Origin of the sequence: Stenotrophomonas terrae (assembly GCF_001431465.1) — a bacterium.
Taxonomy (GTDB): Bacteria; Pseudomonadota; Gammaproteobacteria; order Xanthomonadales; family Xanthomonadaceae; genus Stenotrophomonas; species Stenotrophomonas terrae.
In genome coordinates this window covers 1-18,064 of record NZ_LDJJ01000049.1, presented here as the reverse complement: position 1 = coordinate 18,064, position 18,064 = coordinate 1, and the positions used below count along the sequence as shown (strand labels likewise).

The 18,064-nt window shown below is 64.3% G+C and carries 14 protein-coding genes and 1 riboswitch; of the genes, 10 read left to right on the top strand and 4 right to left on the bottom strand.

Going from position 1 to position 18,064, the window contains the following annotated elements; genetic code table 11:
* Window positions 1-38: 38 nt before the first annotated feature.
* Window positions 39-158: riboswitch (SAM riboswitch) on the bottom strand.
* Window positions 159-374: 216 nt separating this feature from the next.
* The 4 genes from ABB27_RS14080 (at window position 375) to ABB27_RS14065 (ending at window position 5,929) form a co-directional block, all read left to right on the top strand.
* The gene (locus ABB27_RS14080; protein WP_057629415.1) at window positions 375-1,085 is read left to right on the top strand and encodes a M23 family metallopeptidase; all 711 of its coding nucleotides are present in this window, start codon (window positions 375-377) and stop codon (window positions 1,083-1,085) included.
* Between the two features lie 450 nt (window positions 1,086-1,535).
* Window positions 1,536-3,140 (top strand): peptide chain release factor 3, encoded by a 1,605-nt coding sequence (locus ABB27_RS14075; protein ID WP_057629414.1) that lies wholly within the window; start codon window positions 1,536-1,538, stop codon window positions 3,138-3,140.
* An 84-nt stretch (window positions 3,141-3,224) separates the two neighbouring features.
* Window positions 3,225-3,860 (top strand): PAQR family membrane homeostasis protein TrhA, encoded by a 636-nt coding sequence (trhA, locus tag ABB27_RS14070; protein WP_057629413.1) that lies wholly within the window; start codon window positions 3,225-3,227, stop codon window positions 3,858-3,860.
* Between the two features lie 131 nt (window positions 3,861-3,991).
* Entirely contained in the window at window positions 3,992-5,929 is a 1,938-nt protein-coding gene (locus tag ABB27_RS14065) for an AsmA family protein (RefSeq protein ID WP_057629412.1), read from the top strand.
* A gap of 11 nt (window positions 5,930-5,940) precedes the next feature.
* On the opposite strand, the gene ABB27_RS14060 is transcribed toward ABB27_RS14065, so the two are convergent.
* The 3 genes from ABB27_RS14060 to mtgA are packed head-to-tail and all read right to left on the bottom strand — an operon-like array spanning window position 5,941 to window position 8,131.
* Window positions 5,941-6,372 (bottom strand): CBS domain-containing protein, encoded by a 432-nt coding sequence (locus tag ABB27_RS14060; RefSeq protein ID WP_057629411.1) that lies wholly within the window; start codon window positions 6,370-6,372, stop codon window positions 5,941-5,943.
* Window positions 6,332-7,354 (bottom strand): glycosyltransferase family 2 protein, encoded by a 1,023-nt coding sequence (locus ABB27_RS14055; RefSeq protein ID WP_057629410.1) that lies wholly within the window; start codon window positions 7,352-7,354, stop codon window positions 6,332-6,334. The genes ABB27_RS14060 and ABB27_RS14055 overlap by 41 nt, the downstream gene beginning before the upstream one ends.
* A 27-nt stretch (window positions 7,355-7,381) precedes the next feature.
* Window positions 7,382-8,131 carry a monofunctional biosynthetic peptidoglycan transglycosylase gene (mtgA, locus tag ABB27_RS14050; RefSeq protein WP_057629409.1) on the bottom strand — a complete coding sequence of 250 codons (750 nt, stop codon included), beginning with the start codon at window positions 8,129-8,131 and terminating at the stop codon, window positions 7,382-7,384.
* A gap of 74 nt (window positions 8,132-8,205) precedes the next feature.
* On the opposite strand from mtgA, the gene hslO reads away from it, so the two are divergent.
* From hslO to ABB27_RS14035, 3 genes are all read left to right on the top strand, one after another.
* A complete protein-coding gene (gene hslO / locus ABB27_RS14045; RefSeq protein WP_057629408.1) occupies window positions 8,206-9,099 on the top strand; it encodes an Hsp33 family molecular chaperone HslO in 894 nt (297 codons plus the stop codon).
* 151 nt (window positions 9,100-9,250) lie between these two features.
* On the top strand, window positions 9,251-10,075 hold the full coding sequence (locus ABB27_RS14040) for an XOO1806 family protein (RefSeq protein WP_211263715.1): 825 nt from the start codon (window positions 9,251-9,253) through the stop codon (window positions 10,073-10,075).
* A 327-nt stretch (window positions 10,076-10,402) separates the two neighbouring features.
* On the top strand, window positions 10,403-13,234 hold the full coding sequence (locus tag ABB27_RS14035) for a TonB-dependent receptor plug domain-containing protein (RefSeq protein ID WP_057629406.1): 2,832 nt from the start codon (window positions 10,403-10,405) through the stop codon (window positions 13,232-13,234).
* A 130-nt stretch (window positions 13,235-13,364) separates the two neighbouring features.
* Here the strand turns inward: ABB27_RS14035 and ABB27_RS14030 are convergent, their stop codons facing one another.
* A complete protein-coding gene (locus ABB27_RS14030; RefSeq protein ID WP_057629405.1) occupies window positions 13,365-13,967 on the bottom strand; it encodes a TetR/AcrR family transcriptional regulator in 603 nt (200 codons plus the stop codon).
* 165 nt (window positions 13,968-14,132) lie between these two features.
* Between ABB27_RS14030 and ABB27_RS14025 the strand changes: the two genes are divergently transcribed.
* The 3 genes from ABB27_RS14025 to ABB27_RS14015 all read left to right on the top strand — a co-directional run bounded on the left by ABB27_RS14025 (window position 14,133) and on the right by ABB27_RS14015 (window position 18,052).
* Window positions 14,133-15,038, top strand: a complete 906-nt coding sequence (locus tag ABB27_RS14025; RefSeq protein WP_057629404.1) for an alpha/beta fold hydrolase — start codon at window positions 14,133-14,135, stop codon at window positions 15,036-15,038.
* On the top strand, window positions 15,035-17,515 hold the full coding sequence (locus tag ABB27_RS14020; protein ID WP_057629403.1) for an acyl-CoA dehydrogenase: 2,481 nt from the start codon (window positions 15,035-15,037) through the stop codon (window positions 17,513-17,515). Before ABB27_RS14025 ends, ABB27_RS14020 begins: the two co-directional genes overlap by 4 nt.
* A 66-nt stretch (window positions 17,516-17,581) precedes the next feature.
* Window positions 17,582-18,052, top strand: coding sequence for a hotdog fold domain-containing protein (locus tag ABB27_RS14015; RefSeq protein ID WP_057629402.1), 471 nt, complete (start codon window positions 17,582-17,584; stop codon window positions 18,050-18,052).
* Window positions 18,053-18,064: the final 12 nt, after the last annotated feature.

Genomic DNA, 18,064 nt, shown 5'->3' with positions numbered 1-18,064 from the left:
TCGCGGAGCTCGTGTTCGCCGTACGCAAGGTACGGAACGAACCATCTTTCGGCGGACACGGAGGTCACCGCAGGATTTGGCACCAAACGCAGCCGCTTGCGCGTCCGCTGGTTGCCCCGGCTTCAAAGGGCCTGTCCCTCTGCCGGTCTCGATGGTGACGCTACATTGCCAGCGCCCTTCCCACCTGTCAATCGCTTTATTCGCATAAAGAGATGAATAAGTTTCCGGAGCAACCAAACAGGCACAATCACGGCTGTCATCCCAACCACGCGCGCACTGTGCCCCGCATCCTTTCCGCCCTGTTATTCATTGCCCTGTGCTGCGCAAATGCAGCCGACGCCGCACCCAGCAGCCGCTGGCGCGACGCCTGGGGAATGGCCGCGACCACGCCGGCCAGTCCAGCGGCAAGCTCAGACGCTTTCGCCAGCCTGAAGCTGCAGCCACGCGCTGGCGGCCGCAGCGCCATCGTCAGCAATCTGCTGGCCGGGCCGCTGCAGGTCCGCCTGCAGGGCGACAGCCGTACCCCGCCGGCTACCGTGCTGAACGCTGACGAGCAGCGCGAACTGCTGTGGTTGGCCGATGAGGGCAAGCCGCTGCGGCTGGTATTGGATGCCTTTCCCGGTGACCCGGCGGCGCGCCCGCAGGACCATCTCTATCTGGTGCCCGTGCAAAGCGCGTCCGTCCAGGTCAGCCAGGCCTTTGCCGGCCACTACAGCCATACCGACGCGCAGAACCTGTACGCGGTGGATTTCCCCCTCGCCGAAGGCACGCCAGTGCGGGCCGCCCGCGGCGGGCGGGTAATGCAGGTGGTGGACAGCCGCGAGCAAGGCAGCCTGCTGCGCATTCTGCACGGCGACGGCAGCATGGCCTTGTACGCCCACCTGCAGGCGGCCAGCGCCCAGGTCCGCCCCGGCCAGACCGTCGAGGCCGGGCAAACCATCGCGCTGTCCGGCAATACCGGCCACAGCAGTGGTCCTCACCTGCATTTCGTGCTGCAGGCCAATACCGGGCTGGCGCTGCGCTCGATCCCCTTCCGCATGGTCAGCGAGCGCGGCGAGCTGAAGTTCCCGCGCCAGGTCCCCTGAACCCCCTGAACGGTAGTGCCGAGCCATGCTCGACAGGGGCCTTACCGGGAAAACCCCACCGGGCCCCTAACGTTTGTGGGAGCGGCGTAAGCCGCGAAGCTCGCTATCCATGAGCTTGGCCGCCCGGCCTCTGATTTCAGGATTGTCGACTTCGCGGCTGACGCCGCTCCCACTAACCCCTGATGTATCGCCTGAAGGCCTCTGCCGAGCATGGCTCGGCACTACAGGGGTCATACGCACCACGCGGGCTTCGCGGCTCACGCCGCTCCTACAAACCCCTGATGTATCGCCTGAACGCCCCTTGCCGAGCATGGCTCGGCACTACAGGTCCGGGAAGGCCCCTGCAGAGCATCGCCCAGCACCACGCCCGCCGGTCATCCTTGCTGGGCTGGCGGCAGGTATAATCGCCGGTTCATTCGTTTCTGATGCGCCCGGGCGGGCGCCCCTGCCATGTCCGAAGTCGCCTCCGAAGCCGCGCGCCGCCGCACCTTCGCCATCATTTCCCACCCTGACGCCGGCAAGACCACGCTGACCGAAAAGCTGTTGCTGTTCGGGGGCGCGATCCAGATGGCCGGCTCGGTCAAGGGCCGCAAGGCCGCGCGTCATGCCACCTCGGACTGGATGGCACTGGAAAAGGAACGTGGCATCTCGGTGACCTCGTCGGTGATGCAGTTCCCGTACGAAGACAAGATCATCAACCTGCTCGATACCCCCGGCCACGCCGACTTCGGCGAGGACACCTACCGCGTGCTCACCGCGGTGGACTCGGCCTTGATGGTCATCGACGTGGCCAAGGGCGTGGAAGAACGCACCATCAAGCTGATGGAAGTCTGCCGCCTGCGCGACACCCCGATCATGACCTTCATCAACAAGCTCGACCGCGAGGGCAAGGACCCGATCGAGCTGCTGGATGAAGTGGAAACCGTGCTCGGCATCCAGTGCGCGCCGGTGACCTGGCCGATCGGCATGGGCACGCGTCTGAAGGGCGTGGTGCACCTGCTCACCGGCGAGGTGCACCTGTACGAACAGGGCCGCAACTTCACCCGGCAGGATTCGACCATCTTCCCGTCGCTGGATTCGCCCGGCCTGGCCGGGAAGATCGGCGAGAAGATGCTGGCCGACCTGCGCGACGAACTGGAACTCGTGCAGGGCGCCAGCCACCCGTTCGACGTGGAAGCCTACCTGGCTGGCAAGCAGACCCCGGTGTTCTTCGGCTCGGGTGTGAACAACTTCGGCGTGCAGCCACTACTGGACTTCTTCGTCAAGCACGCACCGGCACCGCAGCCGCGTGCCACCACTGGCCGCGACATCGCGCCGCAGGAAGAAAAGCTGACCGGCTTCGTCTTCAAGATCCAGGCCAACATGGACCCGCAGCACCGTGACCGCGTGGCCTTCATGCGCGTGTGCTCGGGCAAGTTCACCGCCGGCATGAAGACCTTCCACGTGCGTACCGGCAAGGAAATGAAGCTGGCCAATGCGCTGACCTTCATGGCCAGCGACCGCGAGATCGCCGCCGAGGCGTGGCCGGGCGACGTGATCGGCATCCACAACCACGGCACCATCTCCATCGGTGACACCTTCACCGAAGGCGAGGCCGTCACCTTCACCGGCATCCCCAACTTCGCCCCGGAACTGTTCCGCCGCGCGCGCCTGAAGGATCCGCTCAAGCTCAAGCAGCTGCAGAAGGGCCTGGCCCAGCTGTCCGAGGAAGGTGCCACCCAGTTCTTCCGCCCGCTGATGAGCAACGACCTGATCCTGGGCGCGGTGGGTGTGCTGCAGTTCGACGTGGCCGCCTACCGTTTGAAGGATGAGTACGGCGTGGAAGCGGTGTTCGAGCCGGTGTCGGTCATCACCGCACGCTGGGTGAGCTGCAGCAATGCCAAGAAGCTGGAAGAGTTCCGCGAGAAGAACGCCAGCAACCTCAGCATCGATGCCGCCGGCCATCTGGTGTACCTGGCACCGACCCGGGTCAACCTGCAGTTGGCGCAGGAACGCGCACCGGATGTGCGTTTCTCGGCAACCCGTGAAGCCGCGCACACGGTTTCGGTGGCCTAGGTTCGATGGCGGCGTGCACACGCCGCCATTCGGGGTGATGATAGCGGGCACCGGGCCTCCCCCCAGCCCGCGCCATCAACGCCCATGACTGCAACCGTTGCATCGATCCGCGAAGAAGTCGCCAGCGCCCTCACCCACGGTCTGGGCGCGGTCAGCGCACTGGCTGGCGGCGCCGTCCTCATCACCCTGGCCGCGATCTACGGCGATGGCTGGCAACTGGCCAGCGCCATCGTCTTTGGTGTGGCGCTATTGCTGCTTTACACCGCCTCCACCCTGTACCACGCCATCCAGCACCCGGTGGCCAAGGGCCGGCTGAAGATCTTCGACCACTGCGCGATCTACATCCTGATTGCCGGCACCTATACCCCATTCACCCTGATCGGCCTGCGCGGCCCCTGGGGCTGGGGCATGTTCATCGCGATCTGGGCATTGGCGCTGTTCGGCGTGGTGTTCAAGCTGTTCTACACCGGCCGTTTCAAGAAGCTCTCCACCGCGATCTATATCGCCATGGGCTGGCTGGTGATCGTGGCGATCAAGCCGATGTGGGCCTCGATTGATGGCTGGACGCTGGGCTGGCTGTTTGGTGGTGGCGTTTTCTACACGCTGGGCACCGTGTTCTATCACCGTGAACAACTGCCCTACTCGCATGCGATCTGGCACCTGTTCGTGATCGCCGGCAGCGTCTGTCACTTCGTCTCGGTGACCGCGCAGATCCTGTAGGCGCAGCATCACGCCCCAACACTCCGGCAACGCGCCCTGCACATCGCCTCAATGCGCGCTTCGCGTGATGTGAACACGGGCCACGCCACGATGGGGGCGTGAATACTTCCACGCCCCCGGCTACGCCAGCCATGTCGCGTTGGCGACTGCGGCGCCCTGGCAAACGCGGCCAGCACTGGCTGATTGCTGCTGTCGCGGTACTGATTGCGCTGATCGTGCTGATCGTTTTGTGGGATTGGAACTGGTTCAAGGCACCGTTGGAACGCGCGGTGCAGGCCCGCACCGGCCGCGCCCTCCATATAGGCAATCTCGATGTGGATCTTGGCCGCACCACCACCGTCCGCGCTGATGCCATCCGCTTCGCCAATGCCAGCTGGGCCACGCAACCGCAGATGGCCACCGCCGACCGCGTTGAATTGGATATCCGCATCTGGCCGTTGCTGCGCGGCAGCGTGCAGATTCCAGAGATCCGCCTGAGCCGCCCCGACGTGCTGCTGCAGACCGCAGCGCGCAAGGGCGATCCTGGCAACTGGAATTTCCTTGCCAGCGGTGGCGGCAACCCTCCGCAACTGCAACGCCTGCGCATCAGCGACGGTCGCCTGCAGTTCCTTGATGAGCTCGGCCGCACCCACATCGATCTGGACGTGCGCAGCGGCAACCCGAGGCAGGCCGATGCCGCACCGCCGCTGTTGATCCAGGGCAAGGGGCGATGGCGGGGCGCGGCGTTCACCCTGAAAGGCGGCACTGAATCGCCACTGGAACTGAGCAACAGCGAGCACCCCTTCCGCATCCACCTCGATGCCCGCGCCGGCCCTACCCACGCCATCGCCAGCGGCAGCTTGACCAATCCCTTCCAGTTCCAGGTGTTCGACCTGCAGTTCCAGCTCAGCGGCCAGGATCTGGAAGACCTGTACCCGCTCATCGGCATCGCTATTCCTTCTTCGCCGCCTTACCGCCTGGATGGGCAGCTCAAGCGCGATCACGAACGTTGGCGCTACGAGAAATTCAACGGCCGCGTCGGCGACAGCGACCTGGCCGGCGATGTCGAAATCGACGTCGCCGGCGAGCGTCCGCGGCTGACCGCCAACCTGCTGTCCAAACGCCTGGATTTCGATGACCTTGCCGGCTTCATCGGTGCACCGCCAAAGACCGGCGGCGAGGAATCGGCCAATGCCGAACAAAAAGCACAGGCCGCCCAGCTCGCCGCCAAGCCAACGGTATTGCCGGACAAGCCCTACAACCTGACCAAGCTGCGCGCGATGGATGCCGATGTGCGCTGGAAGGCGCAGCACATCAATGCCCCCACGCTACCCTTGGACGACATGGATGCGCACCTGCTGCTGGACAACGGCGTGCTGCGGCTGGAGCCGCTCAACTTCGGCGTCGCCGGTGGCGATATCCGCAGCACCATCCGCATGGATGCACGGCGCCCGCAGATCAGCACCACGCTCACTGCCAGCCTGCGCAGGATCCAGCTGGGCCAGCTTTTCCCCGATGCCAAACTGGCCGAGCAGGCATCGGGCGGCATCAGTGGCGACATCCGCCTCAGCGGCAATGGCAACTCCATCGCCGCGATGCTCGGCAGCAGCAACGGTGATGTAGCGCTGGGCATGGGCCGCGGCCATATCGGCAACCTGCTGATGGAACTGGCCGGGCTGGACGTAGCGGAATCGCTCAAGTTCCTGTTCACCGGCGACAAGCAGATTCCGCTGCGCTGCGCCTTCGGTGACTTCGGCGTGCGCAACGGCCGCATGCAGTCGCGTGCCCTGGCGTTCGACACCACCGACACCCTGGTCGTCGGCGAAGGCAGCATCAACCTCAAGCAGGAACAACTGGACCTGCTGCTGCGCCCGCGCCCCAAGGATGTCAGCATCCTCGCCCTGCGCTCGCCGCTGCGGATTGGCGGCAGCTTCAAGGACCCCTCATTCCGCCCCGACTTCAAGGCACTGGGACTGCGTGGCGCGATCGCCCTGACCCTGGCCAGCATCACCCCGCCCGCAGCGCTGCTGGCCACCATCGAAACCGGGCCGGGCAAGGATGCCGATTGTGGCGGGCGCTATGCCAGGTAGCGCCGAAGCACTCAGGTGCCGGTGATGTACTGCTGCAGCTGGCCCAGTTCACGGCGTTGCGCCTCGATCACCGACTTGACCAGGTCACCGATCGAGATCACGCCCACCACCTCATCACCGTCCACTACCGGCAGATGGCGGATGCGGCGGTTGGTGACCAGTTCCAGGCATTGCTCAACGGTCACCGTGGGGGCCACGGTGACTAGTTCGGCGGTCATGATTTCGCGTACCGGGGTGCTTGCCGAGGAGCGGTCCATCAGGACGATCTTGCGCGCGTAGTCACGCTCGGAAAGGATGCCCACCAGCCGGCGCCCCTCCATGACCAGCACCGCGCCGATGCCCTTCTCGGCCATCAGGCGGATTGCCTGTACCACCGCCACATCCGGCGGCACGGCGTGGATTTCAGGGGACTTGGCCCCAAGCAACTGTCGAACGGTCTGCATGGCGTTCTCCTGCGCTGGCGGATGGGGCAGATACTGCCACGTTCGCCGGCTGCCATGTATCCACCAGGTACAACGGCCGCTGTTTCGCCTCCATGTACAGGCGGCCCAGGTACTCGCCGATAAGGCCCAGCGCGATCAGCTGTACCCCGCCCAGGAACAGGATCGCGGCCATCATCGTTGGCCAACCGGCAACCCGGTCGCCATACAGCGCCGCCTTGCCGATCACCCAGGCAGCGAAGCCGAACGCCCCGGCCGCGGTGAACAGGCCCAGATAGGTAGCCACCCGCAACGGCGCGGTGGAGAAACTGGTTATTCCTTCCAGCGCGAAATTCCAGAGCTTCCAGAAGCCGAACTTGCTGCTGCCCGCCAAACGCGGCTCGCGCCGGTACGGCAGCGCGATGCGCTTGTAACCCACCCAACCGAACAGGCCTTTCATGAAGCGATGGCGTTCACGCAGCTGGCGCAGGCCGGCCAATGCCCGCGGCGAGAGCAGACGGAAATCGCCGGTATCGGCCGGAATCGGCGTTTTCGACAAGCGCCCCATCACCCGGTAAAAGACTGCTGCGGTGAACCGCTTCAGCCAGCCATCACCGCCGCGCTCCAGGCGCGTGCCATAGACATCGTCATAGCCCTGCTGCCACAACGCGACGAACTGCGGAATCAGCTCCGGCGGATCCTGCCCATCGGCATCCAGCAGGATCACCGCACCGTCGTCAATGAAGTCCAGGCCCGCCGTCAGCGCGATTTCCTTGCCGAAGTTGCGCGACAGCCGCAGCACCGAAACCCGCGGCTCCTGCGCTGCCAACAGCTGCATCACCGCCCAGGTCGCATCGGTACTGCCATCATCGACATAGAGAATGCGGCCGTCGACGCTGCCCACCAACGCCTGCAACTGCGCACACAAGCGCGGATGCAGCATTGGCAACACATCCTGCTCATTGAAGGCAGTAATCAGCAGGGTCAGGCGTTCAGGCTGGCTCATGCAACAAGTCTACCCAGAGCTGCGTATTCAATTGGCATCATCAACATAGTCTGCCCCACCCAGCTGGCGCGCCTGCCGCTGGATCCACGCCGCACGCCGCTGCACGTAGGGACCCGGCTTGGCTGCGTTGTAGCGCCGCGGCGATGGCAGCACCGCGGCCAAGCGGGCGCTTTCGGCAGGGCTCAGGCGTGCAGCATCCTTGCCCCAATAACTGCGCGATGCCGCCTGCACCCCATAGATGCCGTCACCGAACTCGGCGACATTGGCGTACATCTCGATGATCCGCTGCTTCGGCCATAGCGCCTCGATCAACACCGTGTACCAGACCTCCAGCCCCTTGCGCAGCCAACTGCGGCCCTGCCACAGGAACAGATTCTTGGCGGTCTGCTGGCTGATGGTGCTGGCGCCGCGCAGGCGCCCGCCGCGCTCGTTGTGCTGGCGAGCCTTCTCAATGGCCTGCAGATCGAAACCATTGTGCTCGGGGAAGCGCTGGTCCTCCGCCGCCACCAGCGATATCGGCACGCTGCGCGCCATATCCTCCAGATCACACCATTGATAATGCAGGCGGAACTTCCAATCGCCCTGCGCCACCGCTTCCACCTGGCGGAACAGCATCACCGTGGAAAATGGCGGGTCGACAAAGCGCAAGACCAGCACCTGCACCACGCTGAACACGGCAAATACCACCGGCGCCCACAACAAGCGCCGCAGCCAACGCCGCCGGCGCTTGCTCCCCGCCCCCTGCTCCACCTTGAGCTCGGCCTGCTCCGCCCCCATTGATATCCACCTTGCAAGACTCTTTGTCCGGCGCATTATCCGGCACCGGCCCCACCTCGCGTAGATGCAACCCCATGACCGACACCTCCGATCTGCTTGTCCGCTTCCTCCTGCCCGCCGCCGGCGTGCGCGGCGTCCATGTCCGGCTGGGCCAGGCCTGGCGCGACATCCTCTCGCACGGCGACTACCCGGCCACCGCCACGCGCCTGCTCGGCGAGGCCAGCGTGGCCTCGGCGCTGTTTACCGGCCATACCAAGGTCGACGGGCGGCTGTCCATTCAGCTTCGCAGCAGCAGCGCCCTGCGCGCACTGTTCAGTGAATGCACCTCGGCCGGCACCCTGCGCGGCATCGTCCAGCTGAACGACGGCGAAGACGCCCCGGCCACGCTGGGCGAGCTCGGCGATGACGCCCTGCTTGCCATCACCATTGAAAACCCCGGCCTGGACCCGCGCGAACCGCAGCGCTACCAGAGCCTGGTTGCGCTGACCGGCGACAGCCTGGACGACGCCTTCGAGGACTACTTCCGCCATTCCGAGCAGTTGCCGACCCGCCTGCTGCTGGCCAGCGATGGCGAGCACGCCGCCGGCCTGCTGCTGCAGAAACTGCCGGGCGACGAAGGCGATGAAGACGGCTGGATCCGCGCCGGCGCCCTGTTTGACACACTCGGCCGCGACGAACTGCTGGCCCTGCCCGGCGCCGAACTGCTGCACCGCCTGTTCCATGAGGAGAACCCGCAACTGGTCGGCGACAAGCCCCTGCGCTTCGGCTGCTCCTGCTCGCGCGAGCGGGTCAGCGCCATGCTGCAGTCGCTTGGCGAGGAAGAAGCCCGGGCCGCGGCCGAGCCCACCGGGCAGGTCGAGGTCCGCTGCGAGTTCTGCGGTCAGGAATATCACTTCCCATTAGCAGAATTCGGCGTATTGTTCAGTTCCACACCGGCCAACCAGCCCGCTCCCGAGCGGCTGCAATAACGGTCCAACGAGTTACGTTCTGGGGAGGGCGAAGACTTGTTAAGAAACCATAAACCGCATAGGATCGAGAACTCACGCGCCGGGAACTTCCTGGCGCCAACGGGGTCTCACTGAGTCCATGAACGCCTTATTGCGCCTACCGCTTGCCTTGATGATCGCCCTTGGGGTGGTTGCGGGCGCGCATGCGCAGAGCAAGCCGCGCGCCATGGACAGCACCGTGTTGCCGGTATGGAACCGCGGTAGCGGCAAGGTTGAAGCTCTGCTTTATCTGGAACCCACCGGCACCCAGAATGTGGGCGCGCGCTGGAATTTCGGCCAAAGCTCGCTGGACGCCGCTTTCGGTCTGTCCTCGGGTGACTCGCTTGGCCTGCTCTGCAACAGCAGCCGTGGCAGCAGCATTGGCGGCCTCGCCAGCCATTGCATGCTGGCCAGCCTGGGCGATGACGACGACAACAACGGTCGTCATATCTCGGCAACCACCGCCTTCAACCGCCCGGGTGGGCGCGTCGGGGTAAGCGCCGGTACCGGCCGCGACACGCTGCCTGCGTGGCTGTCCGGTGGCAACAAAAGCGGCGCGGCGCGGGTCGAGCAGAATGACCTGACCGTATTCGGGCAGAAGAACATCGGCCGCGAAGGCTTCGTCTCCATTGGCGGCACCTACGCCAAGGCCCGGCTGGTTCCGCTGACCGACGCCGCTCCGGCCGTGGTCGATCAATGGGACAGCAAGAGCCTGACCGTGGGCGGCGGCTACGGCGCCTTCAGCGCCAATGTCATCGGCCGCGTTGTCGACGCCCCCGGGCAAAGTGGCAAGTGGGAAGGCCTGGGCCTGGGCATCACCTGGCGCACGCCATGGAGCGGCCAGCTCACGGTTGGCGCGGAAAACGTGATCACCCGCGGCAAAAACCCGTTCTCACCACGTAACGAAAGCAACGACGACGGCGCAATCCCGTACGTCCGTTACGAACAGGACCTGTAAACCTCCCTGCCCTGATCCACACAGCGCCCCGCCTGCCGGGGCGTTTTGCATTGCAGCATTTTCAGCACGCAAACCTCTGCCAGCGCAAGTCCGGAGCACACCCGCCTGCCCGCGGCAACTCCCGCCAAGCTGCCATTTCAGCGGCCTGCAGCGCCGTATCGGCTTTGCTGAATTGGAGCGAGTTCCACAACTTCATTAACCAATCTTTAATTTATTTGCAGTCGCAAGTACTATCGGTCCCAAGCCCATGGTTTTGGATCCGCTTTTCGGATCCACCAGCGGCCAACCCAGCTATACCAAGTCCACTTGGCAGAGAGAGAGAACCCAATGAAGTGCAAGACCACGAAACTGCGCGATGCAGTTATCATCGCGTTGGCTGCGAGTGCGATGCCGGCAGGCGCCGCTTTCGCCCAGGACAGCACGCAGACGCTGGACAAGATTGAAGTCACCGGTTCGCGCATCAAGCGCGCCGACGTGGAAACCTCGCAGCCGGTGTTCACCATGAGCCGCGAGCAGATCCAGGCCCAGGGCCAGACCTCGATCGGCGACATCATCCAGAACATCAGCACCAACGGCTCCAGCCTCAACAGCACCTACAACAACGGTGGCAACGGCGAAACCCGCGTCAACCTGCGCAACCTGGGTTCCAGCCGTACGCTGGTTCTGGTCAACGGCCGCCGCTGGGTCGGTGGTACCGGCCTGGGTGGTGCAGTCGATCTGAACACCATTCCGACCGCTGCAGTGGAGCGCATCGAAGTCCTGAAGGACGGCGCCTCGACCATCTACGGTTCGGACGCCATTGCCGGTGTGGTCAACATCATCCTGCGCCAGAACTTCGACGGCGCCGAAGCCAACGCTTACTACGGCCAGTACGACAAGGGCGACGGCGGCCGTGAATCGTATGACTTCACCATTGGCTCCAGCGGCGATCGCTGGCATGCCACCGTCGGTGTTGGCTACGTCAAGGAAGAGCCCGTGTGGGCAGGCGACCGCGCGATCTCGGCAGTACCGGCCTTCGGCTCATTGCCGAACACCGGCAACAGCAGCACCACCCCGGATGGCCGCTTCGGCTATTACGCCCAGACTGGCGTCAATGCCGACGGCTCACCGAAGTTTGAATCCACCCGTCCGGACGGCAGCGCAGGCTACTTCGTCACCGGTAATGGCGGCGCCGCATGGCGTCCGTACACCTCGGCCGACAGCTTCAACCACGCCCCGGGCAACCTGCTGGTCACCCCGCAGGAGCGCACCTCGCTGTTTGCCGATGCCGGCCTGTCGATCACCGACAACGTCCGTTTCAAGACCACCGTTACCTACAACGAGCGTAAGTCCGAGCAGATCCTGGCCGCAATGCCGATCGTGCTGGGTCGCGCCGCACCGGGTACCAACGGTGCCAACATCGTCATCAGCAAAGACAACATCTACAACGAAACCGGCCGCGACATCGACTACATCCAGTACCGCGCGACGGAGACCGGTGGTCGTATCTACAAGCAGAACGTGAAGACCTACGGGTTCAACGGCGCATTCGAAGGTGACTTCGAAGTCGGCACCCGCTTCTGGAACTGGGAAGCCGGTATGTTCTACGGCAAGAACGACCAGACCGACATCACCACGGGCTTCTTCAACATCTCCGCTCTGCGCAACGCGCTGGGCCCGTCGTTCATCGACACCGACGGCAGCGCACGCTGCGGTACCAGTGCCTCGCCGATCGACGGCTGCGTGCCGATGAACATGCTCAGCGGCGCCGGCTCGCTCACCCCGGACATGATCAAGTACGCAGGCTTCACCGCGCACGACGTCTACGGTTACGAGCAGAAGACCTATTACGCCAACATCGGCGGCGAACTGTTCGATCTGCCGGGTGGCGCACTTGCCTTCTCGGCCGGCGTCGAACGCCGTGACGAGTCGGGCTTCGATGATCCGGATGGCCTGATCAACTCCGGCGACACCACCGGCAACTCGCGTACCGCTACCGCTGGTGGTTACAAGCTCGATGAAGCCTACCTGGAACTGGCAATCCCGCTGCTGTCCGGCGTGACCGGCGCCCAGCTGCTCGACTTCAGCGTTGCGACCCGTATCTCCGACTACAGCAATTTCGGCGACACCCTCAACAGCAAGTTCGGCTTCCGCTGGAAGCCGATCAACGACCTGATGGTGCGCGGTAACTGGTCGCAGGGCTTCCGTGCTCCGTCGATCAGCGAGCTGTACTCCGGCGTCAGCGACACCTTCGAAGACGTCGCCGATCCGTGCGCCGGCGTTATCGGTGATGACCCGAATTCGCCTCCGGCCAGCTGCGCCGGCGTGCCTGCATATACGCAGTCCAACTCGCAGATCCGCACCACCGTTGGCGGCAACCCCGAGCTGGGGCCGGAAACCTCGGTCTCCAAGACGCTGGGCTTCGTATACAGCCCGAGCTTCGTGCAGGGCCTGGACATCGCACTCGACTGGTGGAACATCAAGATCGAAGACGCCATCTACGCCCAGACCGCCCAGCAGATGCTGGACGCCTGCTACTCGCAGGGCGTGAGCGATATCTGCAGCATGATCACCCGCGACACGACTGGCCAGATCTCCAACATGCTGGCCGTGCCGAACAACGTGGGCACCATGGAAGTGGAAGGCTGGGATTTCACCGTCGGCTACCGCCTGCCGGATACCCGTTTCGGCAGCTTCAACTTCGTCTGGGATAGCACCTACACCTCCAGCTACACCATCGAAGATCCGGTGACCGAAGGTTATAACCGCGTCGGCAACTACCTGGACCGTGACAATTACTGGCGTATCCGCTCCAACCTGCTGGTCGCTTGGCAGCTGGGTGACTTCGGCGCAACCGCTTCGGCCCGCTACTACTCCAGCCAGGTCGAAGACTGCGCAGGTGCAAACTACACCGGCGGCAACTTCGCCCGCCTGTGTTCGGATGCAGACCACATCGGCCGCGGTGGCGAAGCTGATCCGCAGCGTCACATTCCGAGCGTTACCTACACCGACCTGAGCGCTTATTGGAAGACCCCGTGGAACGGCCAGATCACCGTCGGCGTGAACAACGCCTTCGATCGTGACCCGCCGAAGTCCTACACCACGTTCGCCAACTCGTTCGACCCGCAGTACGAAATCCCGGGCCGCTTCTTCTACATGCGCTACAACCAGAAGTTCTGATCGTAGCCAGGTAGTTCCCGGAAACAGACCACGGCCCTTCGGGGCCGTGGTTTTTTGTTGGATGAAAAGCGCGCAAAAGAATAAGGCCACATCATTGTGGCCTTATTCTTTTGCGCAGCGATCAAGCGACTCAGCTGTTCGGAATCAAGGTCTCGATCACATGCTCGACATAGGCCTCGAAATCCTCGCGCGCCTGCTTGGGCTGCTGCAGTTGCAGCGACAGCTGCAGGAAGCCGACGTAGGCGGCATAGGCCAGACGCGCACGATGGCGTGCATCGGTGGAGCTGAGCCCGGCCTGGCGGAACGAGGCGATCAGGTATTCCATGCGCCGCTGCGAGACACGGTCGATCACCGGCCGCACCATCGGATTGTCCAGCGCCTTGAGCAACTCGCTGTAGATCACATGCGGGGTGACCTCATGGGCCACCAGCTGGAACAGCGCGCGCAGCCGCGTGCGCGGATCCGGCACCTCTTCCAGGCTGCCGAATACCTGCTGCTGCTCCACCACCTCCCAACGCTCCAAGGCCGCTTGCAGCAGCGCATCGCGTGAAGGGAAATGCCAATAGAAGCTGCCCTTGGTCACACCAAGACGGCGTGCCAGCGGCTCGACCGCGACCGCGCCAACGCCCTGCTCGGCGATCAAATCCAATGCTGCCTGCGCCCAGTCATCCGCGCTCAGACGGCTGTGCCGCGTACTGCGGGATTCAGTGCTGGAAACTGAAGAATCGTTCATGGGCAGATTTAACCATACGGCGGGGACTGGTTGCAGTATGTGGAGGACAAATGCACGGGCAAACTGGCAAATAATTGATCAGGCCGACCAGCACTACCTGCCCGTCGCGGCGTTTCCATACCCTTGGGTATTGACAGCCATTCAGACCATTCCATACCATCAGGTATGGTTACGCCACTATCCTTCTCCGCTATTACTGAAGAAATCCGCCTTGAAGGCGCGCATGGCGCGGGCCTTGGGGCATCCCGCAACCCCGGGAAACAGCCCGGCATCCTGTTCGCCCACGGCTTCGGCCAGACCCGCGGCGCCTGGACCACTACTGCCGAAGCGCTCAATGCGGCCGGCCATGCCACGCTCAGCTACGACGCACGCGGCCATGGCGATTCGGACTGGAACGCCAGCGACCTGCCCTATCACGGCGATCAATTCACCGATGACCTGATCGTGTTGGCCGGTGAATTGCCGCGCCCGCCGGTGCTGGTGGCCGCCTCGATGGGCGGCCTGTTCGGCCTGATGGCCGAAGCGCGCTGGCCGGGCCTGTTCTCGGCGATGGTGCTGGTCGACATCACCCCGCGCTGGGAAACCCGCGGCGTGGAGCGCATCCTTGCCTTCATGAGCGCGCACCCGGACGGTTTCGCCTCGCTGGAAGAAGCTGCAGACAGCATCGCCGTCTACATGCCGCACCGTCCGCGCAAAAGTGAAGATTCGTTGCGTGCCCTGCTGCGCCCCGGCAAGGACGGCCGCTGGAGCTGGCATTGGGATCCGCGCCTGGTCGACGAGCTGGCACGCGACAGCGAGCAGCACCAGGACGTGATCGCCGAGGCGGCGCGCAAGGTGCAATGCCCGCTGTTGCTGGTCAGTGGCGGCCGCAGTGATCTGGTCTCGCCGCAGACCGTTGAAGAATTCATGGCGCTGGTGCCGCACGCACAGCATGTCCATCTGCCCGACGCCACCCACATGGTGGCCGGCGATGACAACAATGCGTTTACCGCCGCCGTGTTGAACTATCTGGACGCCCTGCCTTCCGCAGCGTCCGCCCGAACCGAGCACGTTACCGGAGCACGTCCATGAGCATCGTCGTACCCTTCCTGGCCCTGCTGCTTGCAGGCGCCTTTGTTGCCTACCACCGCATGCGTCTGGTGGTGTGGACGCTGATCAGCGCGGTGGCCCTGGCCGTCTGCTGGTTTGCCGGCGTCAACCAGACAGCGATCATCGTCGCAGCCGCCATCATCGCTCTGATCAGCGTGCCGGTGCTGCTGCCGTTCCTGCGCAAGCCGCTGATCACCTCGCCATTCATGGGCGTGTTCCGCAAGGTGCTGCCGCCGCTGTCCAAGACCGAGCGCATTGCCCTGGAAACCGGCTCGGTCGGTTTTGAAGGCGAGCTGTTCACCGGCGACCCGGACTGGAACATCCTGCTCAACTACCCCAAGCCGCAGCTCACCGCCGAGGAACAGGCCTTCATGGAGGGCCCGGTGGAAGAACTGTGCAAGATGGTCAACGACTTCGAGATCACCCACGTCTACGCGGACCTGCCGCCGGAAATGTGGGAGTTCATCAAGAAGAACAAGTTCTTCGGCATGATCATCCCGAAGGAATACGGCGGCCTGGGTTTCAGCGCGCTGGCCCACCACAAGGTGATCCAGAAGCTGGCCTCGGTTTCCAGCGTGGTCAGTTCCACCGTCGGCGTGCCCAATTCGCTGGGCCCGGGTGAGCTGCTCAACCATTACGGCACGCAGGAACAGAAGGACTATTACCTGCCGCGTCTGGCCATCGGCCAGGAAGTGCCCTGCTTCGGTTTGACCGGTCCGTTTGCCGGCTCCGATGCGACCTCCATTCCCGACTTCGGCATCGTCTGCAAGGGCATGTGGAAGGGCGAGGAAGTGCTGGGCCTGAAGCTGACCTTCGACAAGCGTTACATCACCCTGGCCCCGGTCGCGACCCTGATCGGCATGGCCTTCCGCATGTACGACCCGGACGGCCTGCTCGGCGATACCAAGGACATCGGCATCACTCTGGCACTGCTGCCGCGTGACACCGATGGCGTGGAAATCGGCCGTCGCCACTTCCCGCTGAACTCCACCTTCCAGAACGGCCCGATCCGCGGCAAGGACGTGTTCATCCCGCTGAGCCAGCTGATCGGCGGCGCCGAGAAGCGTGGCCTGGGCTGGAACATGCTCAACGAGTGTCTGGCCGTTGGCCGTTCCATCACCCTGCCCTCCACCGCTTCGGGCGGTGCCAAGGCTGGCGCGGTGGTAACCGGTGCCTACGCACGCATCCGCAAGCAGTTCGGCCTGTCGGTCGGCCGCTTCGAAGGCGTGGAAGAAGCGCTGGCCCGCATCGGCGGCAAGGCTTACAAAATCAGCGCGCTGTCGCAGGCCACCGCGGCCGCGGTTGACCGTGGTGACGTGCCGTCGGTGCCGTCGGCGATTGCCAAATACCACTGCACCAACATGAGCCGCGAAGTCATTTCCGATGTGATGGACGTCATCGGCGGCAAGGGCATCATCCTGGGCCCGCGCAACTTCGCCGGCCGCAGCTGGCAGGCCGCGCCGATCGCCATCACGGTGGAAGGCGCCAACATCATGACCCGCTCGCTGCTGATCTTCGGCCAGGGCGCCATCCTCTGCCACCCGTGGGTGCTGAAGGAAATGAAGGCCGCGCAGGATGAAGACCGCAAGGCTGGCCTGCGCGAATTCGACCAGGCGCTGTTCGGCCATGTCCGCTTCGGCATTTCCAACGCCGTGCGTTCGCTGTGGTTCGGCCTGACCGGCGCGCGCTTCGGCGCTGCACCGGGTGACGCTTACACCCGCCGCTACTTCCGCAAGCTGGACCGTTACTCGGCCAACCTGGCGCTGATGGCCGACATCTCGATGATGACGCTGGGCGGCAAGCTCAAGTTCAAGGAATCGCTGTCCGGCCGCCTCGGTGATGTGCTCAGCCACATCTACATGACCAGCGCCATGCTCAAGCGCTACCACGACGAAGGCGCGCCGCAGGCCGACCAGCCGCTGCTGGCCTGGGCCTTCCACGACAGCGTGCACAAGATCGAAGAGTCGCTGTCGGCTGCACTGCGCAACTTCCCGATCCGTCCGATCGGCTGGCTGATGTGGGCGCTGATCTTCCCGTTCGGCCGTCGTGCCGAAGCACCGGGTGATCGCCTGAGCCGTCGCGTTGCCGCCACCTTGATGGCCCCGGGCGAAGCCCGTGACCGCCTGGCCCAGGGCGTGTTCCTCACCCCGTGCGAGAACAACCCGGGCGGCCGCATCAACAGCTACCTGTCCAAGGCAATCATGGCCGAGCCGGTGGAGCGCAAGTTCATCAAGGCGCTGAAGACCAAGGGCATCGAGGCGTTGACCTTCGCCAGCCAGCTGGACGAGGCCGTGGCCGAGGGCGTGATCACCCAGGACGAGCGCAAGCTGCTGGAAGAACTGCGCGAGCTGACCATGGACACGATCACCGTGGACGACTTCGAACCGCACGAACTGCGTTCGGCCGGCTACTACGACCTGCCGGGCAAGCAGCGCCCGCAGCCGCAGCAGGCCGCGTAAACCAAGCCACACGCAACACCGACGGCGGGCCTTGTGCCCGCCGTTTTTCTTTCAGGAATCCACACCATGACCGCTCCGCTGCTTTCGCTGTACCGCCGTTTCAGCCGCTGGCCCGCCGGCAACTGGTTGTTCTCGCGCGCGGTGTGCTTCAAGGCGCCCTACTTCGCCAGCATCTCGCCGCTGATCACCGTGCTGGAACCGGGCCGCTGCGAAGGCGTGATCCGCCAGCGCCGCCGCATCAGCAACCACATCGGCACCGTGCATGCGATTGCCATGTGCAATCTGGCCGAGCTGGTCGGCGGTGTCATGGTCGACGCCAGCCTGCCCGCCGACATGCGCTGGATCCCCAAGGGCATGGAAGTGAAGTACCAGGCCAAGGCGCTGGGTGTATTGACGGCAGTGGCCAGCCCGGAAATTCCCATCGTCAGTGCCGCCGCCGGCTACGACCTGCCGGTGTTGGTGCGGGTGACCGACAGCAAGGGCGTGGAAGTGTTCCAGGCCCGCATCGCGATGTGGGTATCGCCGAAAAAGGCCTGACCCTGTAGTGCC